The following is a 19,509-nucleotide window of genomic DNA, read 5'->3' on the forward strand; positions in this document are numbered from 1 at the left end:
CTCACTCGTACAGCGCGATCGTGCGGGTCGCCGTGAACAGGTAGTCCGTCACGGGATCGTCGATCTCCTGTTGCACCTGCCGCAGCGTCACCGCCTCGGTGACGCTGTCGGTGATGATGCCATCCACCCCGCTGCCGGCATAGGCCGCGAGCAGCGCGGAGTCGTTGACCGTCCACACGAACAGGGTCTTGCTCTCGTCGTGCAGACGCACCAGCATCTCGTCGGAGTACGACCAGTCCTCGATCGCGACGCCGTCGGCGCTCGTGCGGGGCGCGTTGCCGATCTGGAAGCCCGTGACCAGCACGGTCGTGCGCTCCGGATCGGCGGCGCGGATGTCGTCGACGATTCCGGCGTCGAGCGATTGGATCAGGTGACGGTGATCGGGGTCGAGGGCGTTCATGACATCCACCACCCGACCGGCGAGCCCCGGGGCCTCGTGCCCGTGCGGTTTGACCTCCACCAGAACGCGGATGCCGAGCTCATCCGCCGTGCGGATGTACTCCTCGAGACTCGGGATGGTGCTCTCGTGGTCGTCGTCGCGGACGACGATGCGCGTCGCCTCGGCCTCGTCGAGCTCGTACACCGACCGGGGGTCACCCGCGAGGCGGCGCAGGCCCACGTCGTGGATCACCACGAAACCCTGATCGGCGGTCTCCTGGATGTCCATCTCGGCGATGTCCGCCCCGGCATCGGCAGCCGCCCGCAGCGCCGGAATCGTGTTCTCCACGCCGCCCGCCGTGTACCCCCGGTGCGCGATGATCAGCGGCGGCGCAGCGGGAGCTGCCGAGGCGATACCCGCGAACGCGATGGTCGGAGCACCCAGCAGACCGAAGACCACCAGCAGGACGACCGAGATCGTGCGGGACAGCCGATCCCGCACGGGCGCGACCACACGGGAGACGGCGTGCCCGCGATACAGCGCCACGAAGAAGAACGAGATGAACGCCGCCACGAGTCCGGTGACGATGAACCGGACCAGATCGAGGAGCGCCAGCACGCTGCCCGCGACCGGGTCGCCCGCGCCCGATGATGCGGCGATCGCCACCGGGATCGTGCCCAGCAGCGCGGCGACCACGAAGATCGCGCCGGCGACGAGGCCGACCACGAGGAGCACGAGGAACAGCAGCGCCTGCGGGCGCCGCGTGAGCGCGACGCTGCGACGCATCGCCGTGAGCACCGACTCCTCGTCGCCCGTCAGTGCCGCCGCGGTCGCCGTGAGTCGCAGCGCCAGGTACATCAGCGCGAGGATCACGACCAGATACGTCCACGCGCCGAGAGCGGTCTTGGTGAGCTCTCCGCTGATGAACTCCGGGATCGCGATGTGCGAGGTCACGCTGGCGCCGACGCCGATGTGCGAGAGCGGCAGTACCAGGAGCGCGTAGCCGGCGAACAGAAGCACCTGCCAGCTGGCCGCCCGGTGGGCGAGCTGCCCGAGTCCCCGCACGATCGCCGTCGCGGTCGGCGCCTCGCCGCGGAAGCACACGTGCGCGACCACCGAGAACATGCTGATCTCGATCAGCACGAAGAACGTCGCCACCACGGCGAGGAGAACCAGCACGAGCAACGCGAGAGGGCTGCGCAGGATGCCGGGGAGTCCCGCAACGCTGAGTCCGTCGACGCCGGCGAGGTCGAGCGCCCCCTGGAACAGGGTCAGCAGCAGCGGCACGATGATCCAGACGTACAGACCCTGGGTCGATATGGAGACGACGAGGATGAGCAGGATGCGACGGCGCAGCAGATACCACGCTGCTCCCGCCGCGGTGCGCACGCTCCGCCACGCCGTCGGAGGGGCCGCGGGAGTGCCCGCGGGAGTGCTCTGCATGCTGCGAGCGTAGCGCGGCGGCCGGACGACGCCCCGGGTCAGTCGAGGTCGAGGCGCAGGATCCGATCGTCACCGGATCGCGGGTCGCCTCGACCGTCGGTGTTGTTGGTCAGGATCCAGAGCGTTCCGTCCGGGGCGACCACGACATCGCGCAGACGCCCATACTCCCCCACGAACCACTCGGATGCCGCGCCGAGGTCATCGATCGGAACCACCCGCAGCCGCTCGCCCCGGAGGTTCGCGATGTACACGGCCCCGTCGTCGACGGCGATCCCGCTGGGGCTGGCGGCGGAGGGCTCCCACTGCTGCACCGGATCGATGAAGTCGTCATCACCCGCGACGCCCTCCACGATCGGCCACCCGTAGTTGCCGCCCGGTTCGATGATGTTCAGCTCATCCCAGGTGTCCTGTCCGAACTCGCTCGCGTACATCGTGCCGGCGGCATCCCAGGCGATGCCCTGCGGATTGCGGTGCCCGAGCGAGTACACCGGCGAGCCGGGGAACGGGTTGTCGTCGGGCACCTCCCCCTCGGGCGTGAGCCGGAGGATCTTGCCCGACAGGGCGGCCGGGTCTTGCGCGCTCTCGCGATCACCGGCGTCGCCCGCGGTGACGTACAGCATCCCGTCCGGTCCGAACGCGATGCGCCCGCCGTTGTGGTTCCCCGCCGAGGGGATGCGCTCGATCACGGTCTCCGGGACGCCGAGTTCGAGTGAGCCGGGCGCGCCGAGGATCTGCCGCCGCTCGACCCGGTTGCCGTCTGCGGCCGTGGAGTACGAGTACAGCTCTCGTCCCTGCACGGCGAGCCCGAGCAGTCCGCCCTCGCCGCCGACGCTCACACCCTCGATGCGGCCGATCTCGCGCGACCGACCGCCGCCATCGTCGTCGGATTCGTCGCCCTCGTCGCCGGATTCGAGGTCGAGCTCGAGCACGCGGGCACTGTCGCGCTCGCTCACGAGGGCGACCCCGTCGACGAACACGATCGCCCACGGCGCCTCGAGTCCCTCCGCGATCACTTCCGTGTCGGGCGCGGGCGCGGCAGCATCCACCGGCGTCGTCGCTGATCCCCCGTCATCGGCGCCGTCGGGAGCACAGGCCGCGAGCGCGAACCCGACCACCACGAGAAATGCCGCTCCGACAACGCCGGTGCGTCCACGACCGATCACCTCTGCCATGCGTTCCCCTTCTCACCCGTGGTTCCATCCCACACCGATCCGGCGTCATACGGAAGGCCGATGTGCCGGGCCGGCGCCGTCGGTACGCTGAGCGCATGACCGAGGCGCGAACTCCTGCACCGAACCGCGCGCTCGGCGTCGTCCGCCGCATCCCCGCGACGCTGACGATGGTGTTCCTGGTGCTCGTCGTCGGCGTCGTCTGGAACGGGCTGTGGAAGCCTTTCGAAGACACCGGCCTCTTCCGCTCGGTGGCGTACGGTCTGCCGAACCTGGCCGAGGGCAAGTGGTGGACACCGTTCACGGGCACGTTCTTCGTGAATCAGCCCTGGGTGTATCTGTTCACGATCGCCGGATTCTGGGGCATGGCCTACCTGGAGTTCCGTCGGGGCACCCGTGTGGCCCTCGCGTACTACTGGGTCGGTCAGCTCTTCGCGATCTTCGCGACCGCGCTGGTGCTCTTCGTGCTGTCGCAGTTCCCGTGGGCGTGGGCGACCGCGCAGGCGCAGGCGCTCGACGTCGGCGCATCCGGGGGCACGATGGCGTGCATCGCCGCGGCGGTCGGCCTCTTCCGCGCCCCGTGGCGGGTGCGCGGCTGGTTGATCCTGTTGGGCTTCGTGTTCATCTCGATGCTGTTCTGGGGCAAGCTCGCCGACCTGGAGCATCTGCTCGCCGTGCTGTTGATCCTCGTCGTCGACCGGTCCCTCCGGGTACGGCGCACCACCGTGCGGGAGCAGCGGCTCATCGCCGTGATCGCGATCCTCGTGCTCGGGGCGGTCGAGATCATCACCACGCTGGTGCCGACCGATGGCCCGTTCGGTCCGACCGATCCGGTCTCCGGCCTCAGCGACGGCGGGTTCATCGACCTCGCCATCGACCTCGTCGTGATCCTCGTGCTGGTGAACGGCCTGCGCCGAGGGCGGCGCTTCGCCTGGGTGCTCGCCCTCCTGCTCGGCCTCTTCAACGTCGCCGGTGGGCTGCTGGTGCTCGCCCTCATCATCCTCACCAGTCAGGCCGAACTCGACGTGCGCTGGAACGGCGACACCGAGCTCGTGCTCGCGAACGGCATCCTGTGGCTGATCATGCTCGTGTACCTCGTCTGGGTGCGCCGCGCGTTCCGCGCACGACGCAGGTCACCCCTCGGCATCCAGCCCGCCCCCACCGCCGACGACGTGCGAGAGGCCCTGCGCACGCACGGCGGAGGCACGCTGTCATGGATGACGACGTGGGACGGCAACAGCTACGCGCGCACCACCGGCGGGGTCGTGGCCTATCAGCGCCGCTCCGGTGTGGCGCTGGCTCTCGCCGACCCGATCGGTCCGGATGCGCTGCGGGCGTCGGCGGTCGAGGAGTTCATCCGCGATGCCGAGCGCGCAGGGCTGGTCCCGTGCTTCTTCAGCGCCGACGAGGCCACCCGCGTCGCCGTGCCCTCGACCTGGCGCAGCCTCGTGGTGGCCGACGACACGATCGTCGACCTGCCGGGCCTCGAGTTCACCGGCAAACGGTGGAACTCGGTGCGCACCTCTCTCAACAAGGCCGGCCGGGAGGACATGACCTTCCGGATGACGCACCTGAAGGCAGAGCCGTGGGGTGTGCAACAGCAGCTGCGCGCGATCTCGGAAGCGTGGGTGGGCGACAAGGACCTGCCCGAGATGCGCTTCACACTCGGCACGCTGGAGGAGGCAGAGGACCCCGAGGTGCGACTCGCCCTCGCCCTCGCCCCGAACGGCGACGTCGACGGGTTCCTGTCGTGGCTGCCGGTGCACGGCGATGACGGGATGGTGCGCGGGTGGACGCTCGACCTGATGCGTCGCCGCGAGGGAGGCTTCGGCCCGGTCATGGAGTATCTGATCGGCTCGTCGGCCAAGCAGTTCGCCGACGAGGGCGCCGAGATCATGTCGCTCTCGGGTGCTCCGCTCGCCCACGACTATCCGCCGGATGCCGGGATCATCGCCGCCCTGAGCGATCGTCTGGCCGAGGCGCTGGAGCCGGTCTACGGCTTCGGATCGCTGCACCGGTTCAAGCAGAAGTTCCACCCGCGCTACGAGACCATGTATCTGCTCTTCCGCGACGAGAGCGACCTCACCCGCATCGGTGGTGCGCTCACTCGCGCATTCCTGCCCGATGCGACGCTGCGGCAGTTCGCCGGCGCCGGGCTGGAACTGGTGCGCGGGGGCGAGAAGGCCTGACCCGGGCCGCGGCGGGGGCTGACGTGCGGGGCGCACGGTTTGCGGGGCGCACGGTTTGCAGGGCGAAGTGCGGGATGCAGGGGCATCCACCCCGTTTCTCCCTGCACCTCGCACATCTCCCTGCACGACGTGCCGGCCGACAGCGGGGCCACGGTCCGGACTGCAGCCGGGCGGCGGCAGGGGTCGGGCGGGATCAGGGGTCGGGCGGCGGCAGGGGGCGGCGGCAGGGGTCGGGCGGGATCAGGAGTCGCGCGGGCGCTGACGCAGCTTCTTGACGTCGGTGCGCTGCTGCTTCGCCTTCAGTCGGCGCTCCTTCGAACCACGGCTGGGCTTCGTCGCCCGACGGGGCGGTGCGGGCGGACGCAACGCCTCCGACACCAGTGCCACGAGTCGCTCGCGCGCGGCATCCCTGTTGCGCAGCTGGGCGCGGTGTTCGGATGCGGCGATCGTGAGCACCCCGTCGACCAGGCGCCCGCCGAGGCGTTCGAGAACCCGTTCACGCTGCACCGGCGAGAGCGCCGTCGAGCCCGCGGCATCCCAGACGAGCTCCACGCGGGAGTCCGCGGTGTTCACGCCCTGCCCCCCAGGGCCCGATGACCGCGAGAAGCGCCACGACAGCTCGGACTCGGGGATGGTGACACCCGCCGAGACGCGCAGACCGGGGCGGTGGGCGGAGGGCATGAGTCCATCATCCTCCGCTCATCGCCCCGGGGCGAGCGCGGTCGCGGCGTCAGGCGAGGGCTTCCACCCGCTCGGCGGGTGCCTCACCGGGCGCGACCTTCGCCGTGTTGGCGATGTGTGCCCGGGCGACCACGATCACGGCGACGACCATGATCGCGGCACCGAGCCAGTAGGGAGCCGCGTGGCTGACGGTGACGTACAGCGCTCCGGCGATGAGCGGGGCGGCGGTGTTCATCGCCGCAGCGAGCGACTGGGTCGCCCCGCCGAGCCAGCCCTGCTCGTCGTCGCCCACGGCGTTCGACATCGCACCGTCCATCGCGGCGGTCGATGCGCCCTGACCTGCGGCGAGCATGAGCGCACCGACGATGAACACCCACGGCTGGGCGAAGACGGACGCGACGACGGCGAGACCGACGAGGCCGACCATCTGGGCGATGATGCCGCTCACGATCACGCCGCGCTCACCGATGCGCGGGAGCAGGATGCCGAGCAGCACGCCCTGGATGAGGATGTCGATGATGCCGACGGCGGCGGTGAGCAGACCGATCTGCGTCGGACCCCACTGGATCGCGTCGAACGCGAGCACGCTGAAGTTGTTGACGAAGAAACCGAACGGCAGGGCGAGCAGTCCGAAGGCGATCATCAGGCCGCGCAGCTCCTTGCGACCGAACGCCTCCTTGAAGACGCCGAACGGCTGGATCTCGCGCAGTGCGATGCGCTGGATGCGGTTCTGCGGCTTGAGGCTCTCGGGGAGCAGGAAGATGCTGAGGATCGCGATCACGAGACCGACGCCGGCGGTCACGAAGACCGGGAGTTGGATGCTCACCGCCGCGAGCAGACCGCCGACGGCCGGTCCGATCATCATGCCGATGCCGGTGAGTGCGCCGAGCAGACCGAACCGCTTGGCGCGCTGCTCGGGCGGGGTGATGTCGGCGAGGTAGGCGAACAGTGCCGGCATGTCGCCGGCGGTCAGGCCCTGGATGACGCGGGCGAGGACAAGTACCCACAGCGCGCCGCCGATGCCGAACAGCGCCATGGAGAAGGCCGCGCCGAAGGCGGCGCCGATGATGACGGGGCGACGGCCGAAGCGGTCGGAGAGGCGTCCGAGGAACGGTGCGACCAGGAAGGCGCACAGACCGTTGACCGCCTCGAGGATGCCGACCCAGATGGCGAGGTCCTTCTCCTGGGAGACGTATTGCAGCACGACGAAGGGCAGAACGGGGAGGACGACCGTCATGCCGATGACGGTGAGCATCGTCAGCACGACGAGCATGATCCAGGCGCGGTTCACGCCGCGCACGGAGAGAGTGGATGAAGTCATACCGAAAGTGTACTCATACCAGTTTTGGTGTCAAGCCAGTTTTGTATCGAGTGCACGATAGACTGGCGCCATGACGAACACGGAGCCGATGGGACGCCGCGAACGGAAGAAGGCGGCGACGCGCAAGGCGATCTCGGACGTCGCGACGATGATGTTCCTCGAGCGCGGCTTCGACAATGTGAGCATCCGCGAGGTCGCCGACGCCGCCGATGTCTCTCCGACCACGGTCTTCGCGCACTTCCCCCAGAAGGAGGCACTGGTCTTCGACGAGGATGACGAGCAGCGGGACCGGCTCGTCTCCGCCGTGCGCGATCGACCGGCCGGTCGCACGATCCACGCCGCGCTCCACGACTTCTACACGACGGAGATCCGCGCCAACGTCGACGAGCACGGCGACGACGTCACCCGCATCTTCATGAAGTTCCTCAACGAGACACCCGCGCTGCGCGACTACGCGGCGCGTATGTGGCTGCGTCACGAAGACGCGATCGCCCAGGCGATCGCCGATGAGCTCGACCTCCCGGCGCCGACCCCCGAGATCAGGGTCTACTCGCGCTTCGTCCTGCAGATGCAACTGCTCGTGAACGACACCGACGACCAGCTCGGCACCCTCGATGCCGGCTTCGCGATCCTCGACGGCGGCTGGTCCTCCATCGAGGCACGCCTGGCGAACCGGTCCGACGACCCCCGATGAACTCCTACCGGCAGGACGACTGGGACGCGAGCCCCGAGCATCCGTCGACCGTCGCGGCTCCCTATCTGATGGGCACCGGCGTCGTCACCGGCGAGGACACGGGAACCCGCCCCCTCTCACCCCCGCACTCCCACGCCGACGCGATGCTCGCATGGTGCTATCGCGGCACCGTGTGGGTGCACCTGAAGGACGCGATGTGGCGACTCGCGCCAGGACAGGGCGTCTGGATCCCCGCGCAGACCCCCCACACGGCACGACACGAGCGGGACTCCGTCGGCTGCTACACGTACCTGCCCGCGACCTCGGCGATCGCGCCCATCGATGACATCACCCGGGTGCTCGTGCCACGCGCCGTGCAGGAGATGCTGCTGCACCTCGGCATCAACGACATGCCCACCGATCTGCGCATCCGCATCCAGTCCACCCTGATCGAGATGCTGCAGCAGCCCGTTCCGGAGACACTCGACGGGTGGGGCGAAGTCCCCCTTCCGACCGACGAGCGCGTGCGGGCCCTCGTGCAGGCGGTGCTCGACGACCCGGGCGATCCCCGCAGCGCACAGGAGCTCGTCCTCGCCCACGGGCTGCACGAGCGCACGGTGCTGCGCATCTTCCAGAACGACGTCGGCATGACCTTCGGCCGGTGGCGCACCGGGGTGCGGATGACACTCGGCGCACGGCTGATCGTCGACGGCACCCCGATCGGCGCCGCGGCCCACCGATGCGGCTACGCCACGACCAGCGCGTTCTCCGCCAGCTTCAAGGAGAGGTTCGGGCTCACACCGCGTCAGCACGTCGCCCGGGTGCAGGCCGATTCCGCGCATCACCTCTACTGGCGCTGACGCTCGCGCGCCTACCACCCGAACTGTCTGTTCACCGACACAAGTCGTCTGTTTCACAACACTGATGCCGCAATCCGCGTTCTAGCATCGATCTGTTAGGACATGCTTACCTAACTTCTCGCCGCGTTGTCGCGGCACTCCCCTCCCATCTCTCTGAAGGAGAACCATGTCGCTCGCTTCTGCGCGCCCGAAGATCCGCCGAGGGTCCGCCCTCGTCGCCGCGGCCCTCGCCGCCGCCCTCACCCTGGCCGGGTGCTCGACCTCCGCCGACAGCGCGGAATCCGCCCCCTCGTCGACGTCCACCGACGGCGTGGTCATCGAGCATGGCCACGGTGAGACCGTGATCCCCGAGAAGCCGAAGCGGATCGTCGCCCTGGGCTGGATGACGCCCGACATCGTCGCCGCGCTCGGCACCAACCCCGTCGGCATCGAAGAGGTCTGGGGAGCCGGCGAGAGCGGTTACCAGCCCTGGTTCGAGGACTTCGTCACCGAGGAATACGGCGAGACGCCCGAGATCATCCCCTTCACCGACGACGGCCCCAACTACGAGGCGATCAAGGCACTCAAGCCCGACCTGATCCTCAGCCTGTACTCCGGCGTCAGCGATGTCGAGTACGAGCGACTCAGCGAGATCGCGCCCACCGTGCCCTACATCGAAGGGCCCTGGAACCCGGGCACCTGGGAGGGTATGACGCGCACCGTCGGCAAGGCGATGTCGGAAGACGCCAAGGCCGAGGAGCTCATCGCCGAGACCGAGGAGCAGATCACCACGCTCGCCGGCGAGCACCCGGAGTTCGAGGACAAGACGTTCGTCTGGGGCCTCACCCTGAACGAGGGCGGCACCGACCTCGGCGTCTACCTGGAGTACGACCCCCGCGTGCGCATCACCGAGGCGCTCGGGTTCACCTCGACCTCCGCGATGGACAGCTTCCTCGCCAGCGCCGAGGGCGACAACTGGTACACGGGTGTGAGCCTGGAGAAGCTCTACGACGTGGATGCCGATCTGTTCGCCGCGTGGGGCAGCAGCGCCGCCGAGGGCGAGTACACGGTCGAGAACAAGGTCGTGTCCCGCTGGAACCCGATCGCCAACGGGTCGTACGTGATCTACGCCGACGCCGCAGAGGCCTCGGCCATCAGCGCGCCGACCGTGCTGTCGCTGAAGTACATCCTCCCCACCTACGTCGACGACCTCGCAGCCGCGCTGCAGGGCGACCCGACCATCGACGGAGAGTGACCTCAGAGATGTCCGTGGTGACGGACGACGGCACGGACGTCTCGAACACCGGTGCGGGGAGTCGCGACAGCGGCTCCCCGCACCGCACCGGGACGCTCGTGCTGGGACTGATCGTGTCAGCGGTGGTGCTGGTGCTCGCCGCCATCGCATCACTCGCGGTCGGCAACCGCGCGATCGACCCCCTCACCGTGCTGCAGTCGGTCTTCGCCTACGACGACGACAACCCCCTGCACCTCATGGTCATGGAGCTGCGCGTTCCCCGCACACTGCTCGGCATCGTCGTCGGCGCCGCCCTCGCCGTCTGTGGTGGCCTCATCCAGGCCTTCACCCGCAACCCGTTGGCCGACCCCGGCATCCTCGGCGTGAACGCGGGAGCATCCTTCGCCGTCACCTTCGCGGTCGGCGTGCTCGGGCTCACCACCCCCGGCGCATATGTGCCGTTCGCGCTGGCCGGGGCCTTCGTGCTCACGATCCTCGTCTACACGCTGGGCTCATTCGGCGCCTCGGGTGCGACGCCCATGAAGCTGACGCTCGCCGGGGTGGCGCTCGGCGCGGCGTTCACCGGCTTCACCACCGCGATCGTGCTGCGCGATCTGGGCACCCTGCAGGTCATGCGCTTCTGGGGTGTCGGATCGATCGGCGGACGCACCCTCGACCAACTCACCTGGGCGGTGCCGCTCATCATCGCCGGACTCCTCATCGGCCTGCTCTGCGCACGCTCGCTCAACGCGCTGGCCCTCGGCGACGACCTCGCCCAGGCGCTCGGCGCCCGGGTGCGCGTCACCCGCGGACTCGTGATCATCGCGGTCACCCTGCTCGCCGGCACGAGCGTCGCCGCCGCCGGGCCCATCGCCTTCGTCGGGCTGATGATCCCCCACGTCGTGCGTTGGTTCACCGGCCCCGATCAGCGCTGGGTGCTGACGTACTCGATGATCATCGGACCGGCCTTCCTGCTCGTCGCCGACATCCTCGGCCGCGTGGTCCTCCCCAGCGGCGAACTGCGTGTCGGCATCGTCACCGCCCTTCTCGGCGCCCCCATCCTGATCGTCCTCGTGCGCCGCAAGCGGGTGAGTGGACTGTGAGCATCGACCAGCGACCCACCGCCTCGGCGAAGGCATCCGCCCACGAAGACGTCGGCTTCACCCCCGTCGATCACGGCCGCCGCCAGCTGCGGATCGAGACCGCACGCATCGCCACCCTCATCCCTGTGCGCTCGATCCTCGTCTGCGTCGCACTCGCCGTCGTGATCATCGCGGCCGGCCTCGCGTCGATGACGATCGGCGCGTACGAGGTGGACTTCCCCTCCGTCATCCGCGCGATCGTGGACCCGTCGTCCGACCCCGACATCCGTCAGGTCGTCTTCGAATGGCGGCTGCCGCGCGTGCTGTTCGCCGTGCTGTGCGGCGCGGCGCTCGCGCTCGCGGGCGGCATCTTCCAGTCGCTCACCCGCAACCCCCTGGGCTCGCCCGACATCATCGGCTTCGGCATCGGCGCGCAGTTCGGCGTGACGCTGATGATGGTCGTCCTCGAACTCAACACGTACATGTTCAAGGCGGTGGGCGCGCTCGTCGGAGGACTCATCACGGCGCTGCTCGTGTATCTGCTCGCCAACAAGAACACGATGTCGTCCTTCCGACTCATCATCGTGGGCATCGGCGTCTCGGCCGGGCTGGGGTCGCTGACCTCGTGGATCCTCATCTCGGTCAGTGTCGAGAAGGCCATGATGGCGGCGACCTGGGGCGCGGGCTCGATCGCCTCACTCGGTTTCGACCAGCTCATCCCCGCCGCGATCGTGTTCGCGGTCGTGACGCTCGCATCCCTGCCGCTGAATCGCACACTGCCGGTGCTGGAGATGGGCGATGACGCGGCGACGGCACTGGGCATCAGCCCCGGCCGCACGCGACTGGCGGCGATGGTCTTCGGCGTCGCCCTCGTCGCCCTCGTCACCGCTGCTGCCGGCCCGATCTCGTTCATCGCCCTCGCCGCACCTCAGATCTCGCAACGTCTGACCCGCTCGAACACCCCGATGGGCACGCTCCCCGTCATGCTCACGGGCGCAGCGCTCGTCGTGGTGTCGGATGCCGTGGCGCAGCTCGTCGCGGTGCCGGTCGGTGTCGTGACCGTGTCGATCGGCGGCATCTACCTGGCCTGGCTGCTCGCGGCGCAATACGCGCGCCGCACCTGAAAGGAACACCCATGACCGCTTCGCTGCTGGCGCGTGACATCACGCTGGGCTACGGGGAGACACCGATCATCTCCGAGCTGACGCTCGAGGTACCCGACGACTCGTTCACGATCATCATCGGACCCAACGCGTGCGGCAAGTCGACGCTGCTGCGCGGGTTCGCGCGCCTGCTCCGGCCGACGACGGGCAGCGTGCTGCTCGACGGCGCCGAGTTGCGCGGGTACAAGCCGAAGGAGGCGGCGCGCCGCCTCGGACTGCTGCCGCAGTCGTCGATCGCCCCCGACGGCATCACGGTCGCCGACCTCGTGGGACGAGGACGCTTCCCCCACCAGAGCGCGATGCGCACCTGGAGCAGTGCCGACGAGCGTGCCGTCTCCGAGGCGATGGCGGCCACCGGGGTCACCGACCTCTCGCGCCGACTGGTCGACGAACTCTCCGGCGGCCAGCGGCAGCGCGTGTGGGTGGCCATGGCCCTCGCGCAACAGACCAAGCACCTGCTGCTCGACGAGCCGACGACGTTCCTCGACATCGCGCACCAGATCGACCTCATGGAACTGTTCGCCGACCTGCACCGCGAGGGAACCACGCTCGTCGCCGTGCTGCACGACCTGAACCATGCCGCGCGCTACGCGACGCATCTGGTGGCGATGCGCGATGGGGCCATCGTGGCGCAGGGTGACCCGCGCGAGATCATCACCGCCGAGCTGGTCGAGGCCGTCTACGACCTGCCGTGCAAGGTGATCACCGACCCAGTCTCGGGGACTCCCCTCGTACTCCCGCTCGGTCGGCGGAAGCCGTGACCGACACGCCACGGCGGCTCTTCGGCATCGCGCTCACCGCCGACGGCCGCGGCATCGCCCTCACCGGCGCGACCGCGCTGCTCATCGTGCACGCCCTGGCGGAGGCGACGATCCCCGTCATCATCGGCGCGACGATCGATCGGGCGGTACTGCCCGCCGACCCGGTCACCCTCGGGATCTGGATCGCCGTGCTGGTCGGCACGTTCCTCGTGCTGACCGTGACCTACCAGTCCGCGTCGCGCCTGATGGTCGGCATCTACGGATACGGCGAGCAGGCACTGCGCCACCTCACCCTGTCGCGGATGCTGCGACCACGCCTGTCCCGCCGCACGGTGACGGCGGGTGAGGCCCTGACGTTCGTGACCTCCGACACGTATCGCGTGGCCGGCGTGGCATGGTCGGTAGCGCAGCAGTGCTCGACGATCGCCGCGATCATCGGCGCCGGACTCGCGATGCTGGTGATCTCGCCCGTCGCGACGCTGGTCGTGTTCGGCTCGACGATCGTGATGATGCTGGTCATGCGGGTCGTCTCCCGTCCGCTGGAGCGACGCGGTTTCGCCGAGCAGCATGCGGCCACCGAAGCCGGAGCCGTGGCCGCCGACTTCATGAGCGGATTCCGGGTGCTGGTCGGCATCGGGGCGCGGGAGGAGTCGGTGCGCCGCTACGTCGCCGCGAGCGACGTGTCCCGCCGCGCCGCCACCGCGGCCGGGCGCTCGCTCGCCTCCTACGAGGCCGTGAGCAACACCCTGGCCGCCGTCGCCACCACCGCGCTCGCCGGGATGTCGGCGTGGTTCGCCGCCGAGGGGCGCATCACCATCGGCGAGCTCGTGACCGTTCTCGGCCTCGCACAGTTCATCAGCGGCTACCTGGCCTATGCGGGCTCGTTCCCCTCGAACTGGATCCACAAGCTCGCCTCCGCCAAGAGGCTCGCCGAGGTCATCGACGCGGATGATCTGCTCGATGCGTCCGGTGCGGACGCCACGGAGCAGGCAGCGGTCGCGCCCCACGCGGACGACGTCGTGCTGACCTTCCGCGCGGGTGCGGTCCCGTCGCCGGTCGTCGAGGTGCGAGCCGGCGAACTGCTCGGCATCCGCCCCGCCGACAGCGATGCGGCGCGGGCACTCTCACGCCTGCTCGGTCTGCGCACCCGACCGGCACGCGGCGCCGTGACGCTGCTCGTCGACGGCGAGCCCCGCGATCTGGCCGACGTCGATCCGGGCGACTACCGTCGGCGCGTGGTCGCTCCTCCGCACGGTCAGACGATCGTCACCGGCACGCTCCGGGAAGCCGTGCGCGGACGCGGGGAGCCCGGCCTGCCGCATCCGTCGCTCGTCGACATGGCAGCGCTCGAGGACACGATCGTGCAGGTCGGCGGATGGGATGCCGAGGTCGGCGAGGCCGGGCGGCGCCTGTCGGGCGGACAGCGTCAGCGCATCGGTATCGCCCGCGGGCTGCACGCCGACGCCGATGTGCTGGTGCTCGACGAGCCGACCTCGGCCGTCGATGCCATCACCGAGGCGCACATCGCCCGTGCTCTCGCCGACCATTCGACGACCACGATCGTGATCACCACGTCCCCCGTGCTGCTCGGCGCCTGCGACCGCGTCATCGAGCTCGCCCCCGAAGGAACGGATGCTCGCGATGTCTGAGCCGTCGAACGACCAGGCGCTGCTGCCGATCGCATCGAGCGCGCGCGTGCGCGCCGTCGTCGGCGGTCTGCTGCGACGGCATCCGGGTCGCACCGCGGCGGTCGCCGTGCTGTTCCTGGCGGCATCCGCACTCGGCATCGTGATGCCCGCGTGTCTCGGGCGGATCGTCGATGCCGTCTCGGCGGACGCCGGTTTCGCGACGATCGCCGGGTGGGTTCTCGGCGCCGGTGCGGGCGCGATCGGCGCGGCCGTGATGATGCTCTGGGCGACCCGAGTGCTGACCGGACTCGTGCAGGACATGCTCGCGGACCTCCGCGAGGGCGTGTTCGCCTCGGCGATGCGGCTGCCGGTGAGCACGGTCGACGACGGCGAGAGCGCAGATCTGCTCTCCCGCGTCACGGGCGACGTGGATGCCGTGGCCGAGGCCGGGGGCAACGTCGCTCCGACCCTGCTCTCCGCGAGCTTCGCGATCGGTGTCTCCGTGCTCGCGCTGACCGCTCTCGACCCGTGGCTCGCACTCGCCGGACTCGCGTCCGCTCCGCTGTACGTGCTCGGCACGCGGTCGTTCCTGCGGCGGTCACGGGTGGTGTTCCGCGAGGTGCGCGTGCGCGAGGCGGCGCGCAGCCAGGCCGTGCTCGAAGCGGTCGAAGGCATCGAGACGCTGACCGCCTTCAACGAGCAGGAGCACGCGCTCGAACGCGTCCAGGAGCGCGCCGAGGCGTCGATCCGCATGCAGATCGAGGGCGTGCGTCTCACCAACCGGCTCTTCCGCTGGATCAACGGCGGCGAGCTCGTGGGTCTCGCCGCGATCCTCGGCACCGGCTTCGTGCTGCAGTCCGGCGGTGTGATCACCGTGGGCGCGGTCACGACCGCGGCGCTGCTCTTCCACCGGCTGTTCGGGCCCGTGGGACAGCTGATCTTCGGTCTCGACGACATCCAGCGCGCCGCGATCGGGTTGGCCCGCCTCGTCGGTGTGATCGATCTCGCCCCCGCGTCCCCCGCGACCTCAGGTCCGGATGCGCGTCCGGATGCCGGCGCGGATGCCGTCGGTATCGACGTGCGCGAGGTCTCGTTCCACTACGCCACGACCGGCCGCGGCATCGATGAGATCTCGCTGCGGGTCGAACCGGGCACCACCGCCGCCCTCGTGGGCACCTCGGGCTCGGGCAAGAGCACCCTCGCCCGTGTCGTCGCGGGCCACCACCCGCCGACGTCGGGGAGCGTGCACATCGCCGCCGCGCACACCCCGTACTACCTGTCGCAGGAGCTGCACCAGTTCCGCGGCACGATCGCCGACAACCTGCGGCTGGTCGCCCCCGACGCGAGCGACGACGACCTGATCGCCGCGCTGCACGCGGTGGGCGCCGGCTGGGCGGTCGACGCGATGGCGGCGGAGGGCACCGGCCAGACGGACTCGCCTGCCGATCAGGCTCCCCCTCTCGACGAGGGGCGTGTCCAGCAGCTGGCTGTCGCCCGGGCGTTCCTCGCCGACCCCGCCGTCGTGATCCTCGACGAGGCGACGGCCGACGTCGGCCTGCACCACCGCGACGCCGTGGAGCAGGCGATCAGTGCTCTGCGCGACGGGCGCACGGCTCTGCTCATCGCGCACCGGCTGCAACAGGCAGCCACGGCGGAGCAGATCGTCGTGTTCGCCGACGGCCGGGCCACCCAGCGCGGCACGCACGACGAACTCCTCGCGGCCGATGGGCCGTACCGGAGCTTCTGGCTCGCCCAGACCGAGCTCGCTCCGACCGCACAGACCCCATCCGACCAGACCACTACCGAACACCCCCAGACCGAACAGCCCCAGATCGAAGAAGCGGAGACTGCGTGAACATCCATCGCGGCATCGTCAGCAGCACCACGACCCTCACTCCCACCCTCATCCGCATCACGCTAGGCGGCGACGGGGTGGCGGAGTTCCTCAGCACCGGCATCGGCGACGAGTACGTGCGCGTGTTCTTCCCCCACGGCGAGGACCCGACCGATGTATCGCTCCCGGTGCCCTCGGGCGACTGGTGGGAGACGCCCGAGGGCGCACCCGAGGCTCCGATGCGCACGTACACGATCAGCGGTGTGCGTCCGGATGCCGCCGAGCTCGACATCGACTTCGTGATCCACGAGGCGGGCGTCGCGGGGCCGTGGGCGGCGCGCGCCGAGCCCGGTCACGTGATCGGCCTGAACTCGCCGACCGGACTGTACTCGCCGCCCGACGGCATCCGCTGGCAGGTGCTCGTGGCCGACCTCACCGGGCTTCCGGCGGTCGCCCGCATCGCCGCGGATGCTCCGCAGGGCGTGCACACCCGGATCGTGCTCGAAGTGCCGAGCGCGGCCGACCAGGTCGAGTTCGCGGTCGGGCCCGATGTCGAGGTCACCTGGGTGATCGGCGGCAACGGCCATGGTCCGAGCGCGCTGGGGCAGCTCGTGCGCGGCATCGTCGACGGGCGACTCGCCCTCGACGAGGGGTACGTCTGGGTCGCCGGGGAGACCGTCGCCCTGCGCGATGTGCGCAAGTACCTGCGCAAGGAGCTCGGCCTTCCCGCGACCCGCTTCAAGGTCGTCGGCTACTGGACCCCGATCGCCGCGTGGGACGAGAAGTTCGCCGCCCTCCCCGAGTCCGTGCAGAAGGAGCTCGACGAGATGTGGTCCGAGCTCGAGGGTGCCGAGGCGGAAGACGTGCAGGTGCGGGTCGAGGAACGGCTGGGTCAGCTCGGGTTGTGACCTGGCGTCATCCGCGGCTCCGGGAAGGCCGCGACAGCATCTCGTCGAGCGCGTTGGCGACGACAGCGGAGATGTTGTTGCGATAGTCGTCGTGCGAGAGCGACCCGAGGAAGCAGATCGACCCGACGCTGAAGACAGCGCCGCCTCCCGGCTTCTCGAGCCAGGTCATGTCAGAGCGCACGTCCGCGCTCTCCGTCCCTCCCAATCCGGCGCGCGATGCCATCACGTCCTCACCGGCGAGGAGATAGAAATCACTGTGTCCAGTCGACGACGCGATCACCACCGTCTCGGCCGGGCTCCCCCGCCCGACGTCGAACCGGTCGATCTCGTCGCCGGAGGAGCCGTCCATGATGAGACCGAAGTCGCCGATCACCTCATCGTCGATGCCGTCGAAGAGGAACGCGCACCGATCGGGAAGGTCGGGGTTGCGTCGGTAACCCGGTGCTTTCGAGTCCCAGCCCTGGGCGGTCATCCCGATGCCGGTGAGCCGGTTCGGCCACCGCCCCCGCTGCCGCCACATGCCCCCTGCCTCTCCGGTCGTGCTGTGGAACCCCTCGCCCGGCGCACCCTCGGAAGGACGCGTCCCGACCGGACCGCGTCGGACCTCGATCAGGTGAGGGCGAGCCTCGTCCTGGCTCGTCACCCAGTAGAAGCCGTTTCCCCCCAGATACATGAGCGACCCGCCACTGTCGAGATGCACGTCGAGTGCGTCGAGCATCCGCGCGCTGACGTACTCGGGATGACTGCCGGTGAGCACGGCGTCGTACTCGGCGAGCAGCGGTGCTCCGTCGCGGTTCAGATCATGGTCGGTGATGACATCGAACGGGTAACCCTTCTCGGTGAGCCAGTCGATGAGGTAGAGGTCGGCGCTGAGATGGCGCGGGGCGTTCTGCAGCCACGCGCGGTAGTCGGGCCGGAGATTCGGGATCGGACGCAGGTGCGTGGAGTACGCGCAGGTGCTGCCGTCGGAGTGCACGTCGTAGAGGCTGAGGCCCCACTCCGGGTGCTCAGCGAGCTCGAGGTCACGGTGACCAGGGTGGATCGCGTGGTCACTCATCTGGTCGCCCTCGAAGTCGAGGCGGGTGACCATGCGCTCGTTCGCGTAGGCGATGTAGGTGAACGTAGGCAGCAGCACGGCGGTGCGCGCACGAACCGCACCGGCGCGCGGCCGGACCACGAAAGGCACGTGATCGACGACGCCGTCGGCGCGCAGCTCGATCGCGAACACCCCGGATTCCAGATCCTCCGGGACGGTGAAGCTCAGGCTCGGTTCCCAGCCCGCATCGTCGAGGTCGTCGTCGTGGAAGTGGATCGCCGCGTACTGCGTCGGCACCTTGGTGAAGTCGACCTCTTCGTAACGCCAGTCGTGTCCGGTCGAGGCACGAGCAGGAACACCGACGACGATGCCGTGGTGTTCGTGACCGCTGACGTCCACCGCGGTCGAACTGCCCTGCTCGAGCTCGAGCCGCCAGTCCGCGACCGTGGTGCGGTTCCCCGCCGCCGCACCCCTGTCGATCTGCGGATGCTCGATCTTGCCGTTGAACACCCGGTCGGGAATCCAGCGTCGACCGTCGCGACGGCATCCGACAGCGGCGATCACTGCCGATGCGACGGTCGCCCCCTCCGCGAGCGCCGGCGCCTCACCCTGCATCCTCTCCCCCTCTCTGCGCGGACTCGATTCGGTGCAGGAAAGCGTCACCTGCATCCCCACCGGAGCGCTGACGACGACCCGGTACCAGGCATCCGTGCGCCACGGGATGTCGAGATCGACGAGGGGCGTGCCGGTCGGCCCCCGCAGCACGAGGTGTCCGTCGGAGTCGATCAGCACACCCAGCACCAGAGAGCCGTCGGGTGCGAGCAGGGTCCACACGCCCTGCTCGCACCCGCTTCGCGGTGTCGTCGGCTGCATCAGCACCGACATCTGGAAGCCGGCGAGCGCCTGGTCACCGAGATCGGGAACCACGATGCACGACCCGAGATGCACATCGCGCAGACCGCCAGACACCGTCTGTGCGACGAACCCCGCGACGGGGAGGATCTTCCGACCGGGCCCCGCCGGATTGTCATCGCCGTGCTGCAGGCGCACGAGATCGACGGCGACGACATCCGCTGTCGCACTGATCATCAGGTCGACGACCTCGCCGGGCTCGGCCGAGAGCGTATTGAGGTATCCGGTGAGGGTCATGCGGGGTTCCTTCCGTGCTG

General features: G+C 69.6%; 15 protein-coding genes. 10 read left to right on the forward strand and 5 right to left on the reverse strand.

The window, feature by feature from the left end:
- Position 1: 1 nt before the first annotated feature.
- Complete coding sequence (locus P0Y60_15870; protein WEK60758.1) at positions 2-1,822, reverse strand: glycerophosphoryl diester phosphodiesterase membrane domain-containing protein; 1,821 nt, start codon at positions 1,820-1,822, stop codon at positions 2-4.
- A gap of 38 nt (positions 1,823-1,860) precedes the next feature.
- Positions 1,861-2,994, reverse strand: coding sequence for a PQQ-dependent sugar dehydrogenase (locus P0Y60_15875; protein WEK60759.1), 1,134 nt, complete (start codon positions 2,992-2,994; stop codon positions 1,861-1,863).
- A gap of 95 nt (positions 2,995-3,089) precedes the next feature.
- On the opposite strand from P0Y60_15875, the gene P0Y60_15880 reads away from it, so the two are divergent.
- On the forward strand, positions 3,090-5,180 hold the full coding sequence (locus P0Y60_15880) for a DUF2156 domain-containing protein (GenBank protein WEK60760.1): 2,091 nt from the start codon (positions 3,090-3,092) through the stop codon (positions 5,178-5,180).
- Positions 5,181-5,420: 240 nt separating this feature from the next.
- Here the strand turns inward: P0Y60_15880 and arfB are convergent, their stop codons facing one another.
- Both arfB and P0Y60_15890 read right to left on the reverse strand, forming a co-directional pair.
- Positions 5,421-5,861: an alternative ribosome rescue aminoacyl-tRNA hydrolase ArfB gene (arfB, locus tag P0Y60_15885; GenBank protein WEK60761.1), complete on the reverse strand. Its 441-nt coding sequence runs from the start codon at positions 5,859-5,861 to the stop codon at positions 5,421-5,423.
- Between the two features lie 49 nt (positions 5,862-5,910).
- Entirely contained in the window at positions 5,911-7,182 is a 1,272-nt protein-coding gene (locus P0Y60_15890) for an MFS transporter (GenBank protein ID WEK60762.1), read from the reverse strand.
- Between the two features lie 70 nt (positions 7,183-7,252).
- Here P0Y60_15890 and P0Y60_15895 point away from each other — a divergent pair, with 70 nt between their 5' ends.
- The 9 genes from P0Y60_15895 to P0Y60_15935 all read left to right on the forward strand — a co-directional run bounded on the left by P0Y60_15895 (position 7,253) and on the right by P0Y60_15935 (position 17,304).
- Positions 7,253-7,876, forward strand: coding sequence for a TetR/AcrR family transcriptional regulator (locus P0Y60_15895; GenBank protein ID WEK60763.1), 624 nt, complete (start codon positions 7,253-7,255; stop codon positions 7,874-7,876).
- Positions 7,873-8,715 (forward strand): AraC family transcriptional regulator, encoded by an 843-nt coding sequence (locus P0Y60_15900; GenBank protein WEK60764.1) that lies wholly within the window; start codon positions 7,873-7,875, stop codon positions 8,713-8,715. Before P0Y60_15895 ends, P0Y60_15900 begins: the two co-directional genes overlap by 4 nt.
- A 166-nt stretch (positions 8,716-8,881) precedes the next feature.
- Positions 8,882-9,949: an ABC transporter substrate-binding protein gene (locus P0Y60_15905; GenBank protein ID WEK60765.1), complete on the forward strand. Its 1,068-nt coding sequence runs from the start codon at positions 8,882-8,884 to the stop codon at positions 9,947-9,949.
- The gene (locus P0Y60_15910; GenBank protein ID WEK60766.1) at positions 9,946-11,031 is read left to right on the forward strand and encodes an iron chelate uptake ABC transporter family permease subunit; all 1,086 of its coding nucleotides are present in this window, start codon (positions 9,946-9,948) and stop codon (positions 11,029-11,031) included. Before P0Y60_15905 ends, P0Y60_15910 begins: the two co-directional genes overlap by 4 nt.
- Entirely contained in the window at positions 11,028-12,134 is a 1,107-nt protein-coding gene (locus P0Y60_15915; GenBank protein ID WEK60767.1) for an iron chelate uptake ABC transporter family permease subunit, read from the forward strand. Before P0Y60_15910 ends, P0Y60_15915 begins: the two co-directional genes overlap by 4 nt.
- Before the next feature lie 11 nt (positions 12,135-12,145).
- Positions 12,146-12,934 carry an ABC transporter ATP-binding protein gene (locus tag P0Y60_15920; protein WEK60768.1) on the forward strand — a complete coding sequence of 263 codons (789 nt, stop codon included), beginning with the start codon at positions 12,146-12,148 and terminating at the stop codon, positions 12,932-12,934.
- On the forward strand, positions 12,931-14,583 hold the full coding sequence (locus tag P0Y60_15925) for an ABC transporter ATP-binding protein (protein ID WEK60769.1): 1,653 nt from the start codon (positions 12,931-12,933) through the stop codon (positions 14,581-14,583). The genes P0Y60_15920 and P0Y60_15925 overlap by 4 nt, the downstream gene beginning before the upstream one ends.
- Complete coding sequence (locus tag P0Y60_15930) at positions 14,576-16,417, forward strand: ABC transporter ATP-binding protein (GenBank protein ID WEK60770.1); 1,842 nt, start codon at positions 14,576-14,578, stop codon at positions 16,415-16,417. Before P0Y60_15925 ends, P0Y60_15930 begins: the two co-directional genes overlap by 8 nt.
- Positions 16,414-17,304 (forward strand): siderophore-interacting protein, encoded by an 891-nt coding sequence (locus P0Y60_15935; protein WEK60771.1) that lies wholly within the window; start codon positions 16,414-16,416, stop codon positions 17,302-17,304. Before P0Y60_15930 ends, P0Y60_15935 begins: the two co-directional genes overlap by 4 nt.
- Positions 17,305-17,311: 7 nt before the next feature.
- Here P0Y60_15935 and P0Y60_15940 read toward each other — a convergent pair whose 3' ends face one another.
- Positions 17,312-19,489 (reverse strand): hypothetical protein, encoded by a 2,178-nt coding sequence (locus tag P0Y60_15940; protein WEK60772.1) that lies wholly within the window; start codon positions 19,487-19,489, stop codon positions 17,312-17,314.
- Positions 19,490-19,509 lie beyond the last annotated feature (20 nt).

The organism is Candidatus Microbacterium colombiense (assembly GCA_029203165.1).
In the GTDB taxonomy this organism is placed as follows: Bacteria; Actinomycetota; Actinomycetes; order Actinomycetales; family Microbacteriaceae; genus Microbacterium; species Microbacterium colombiense.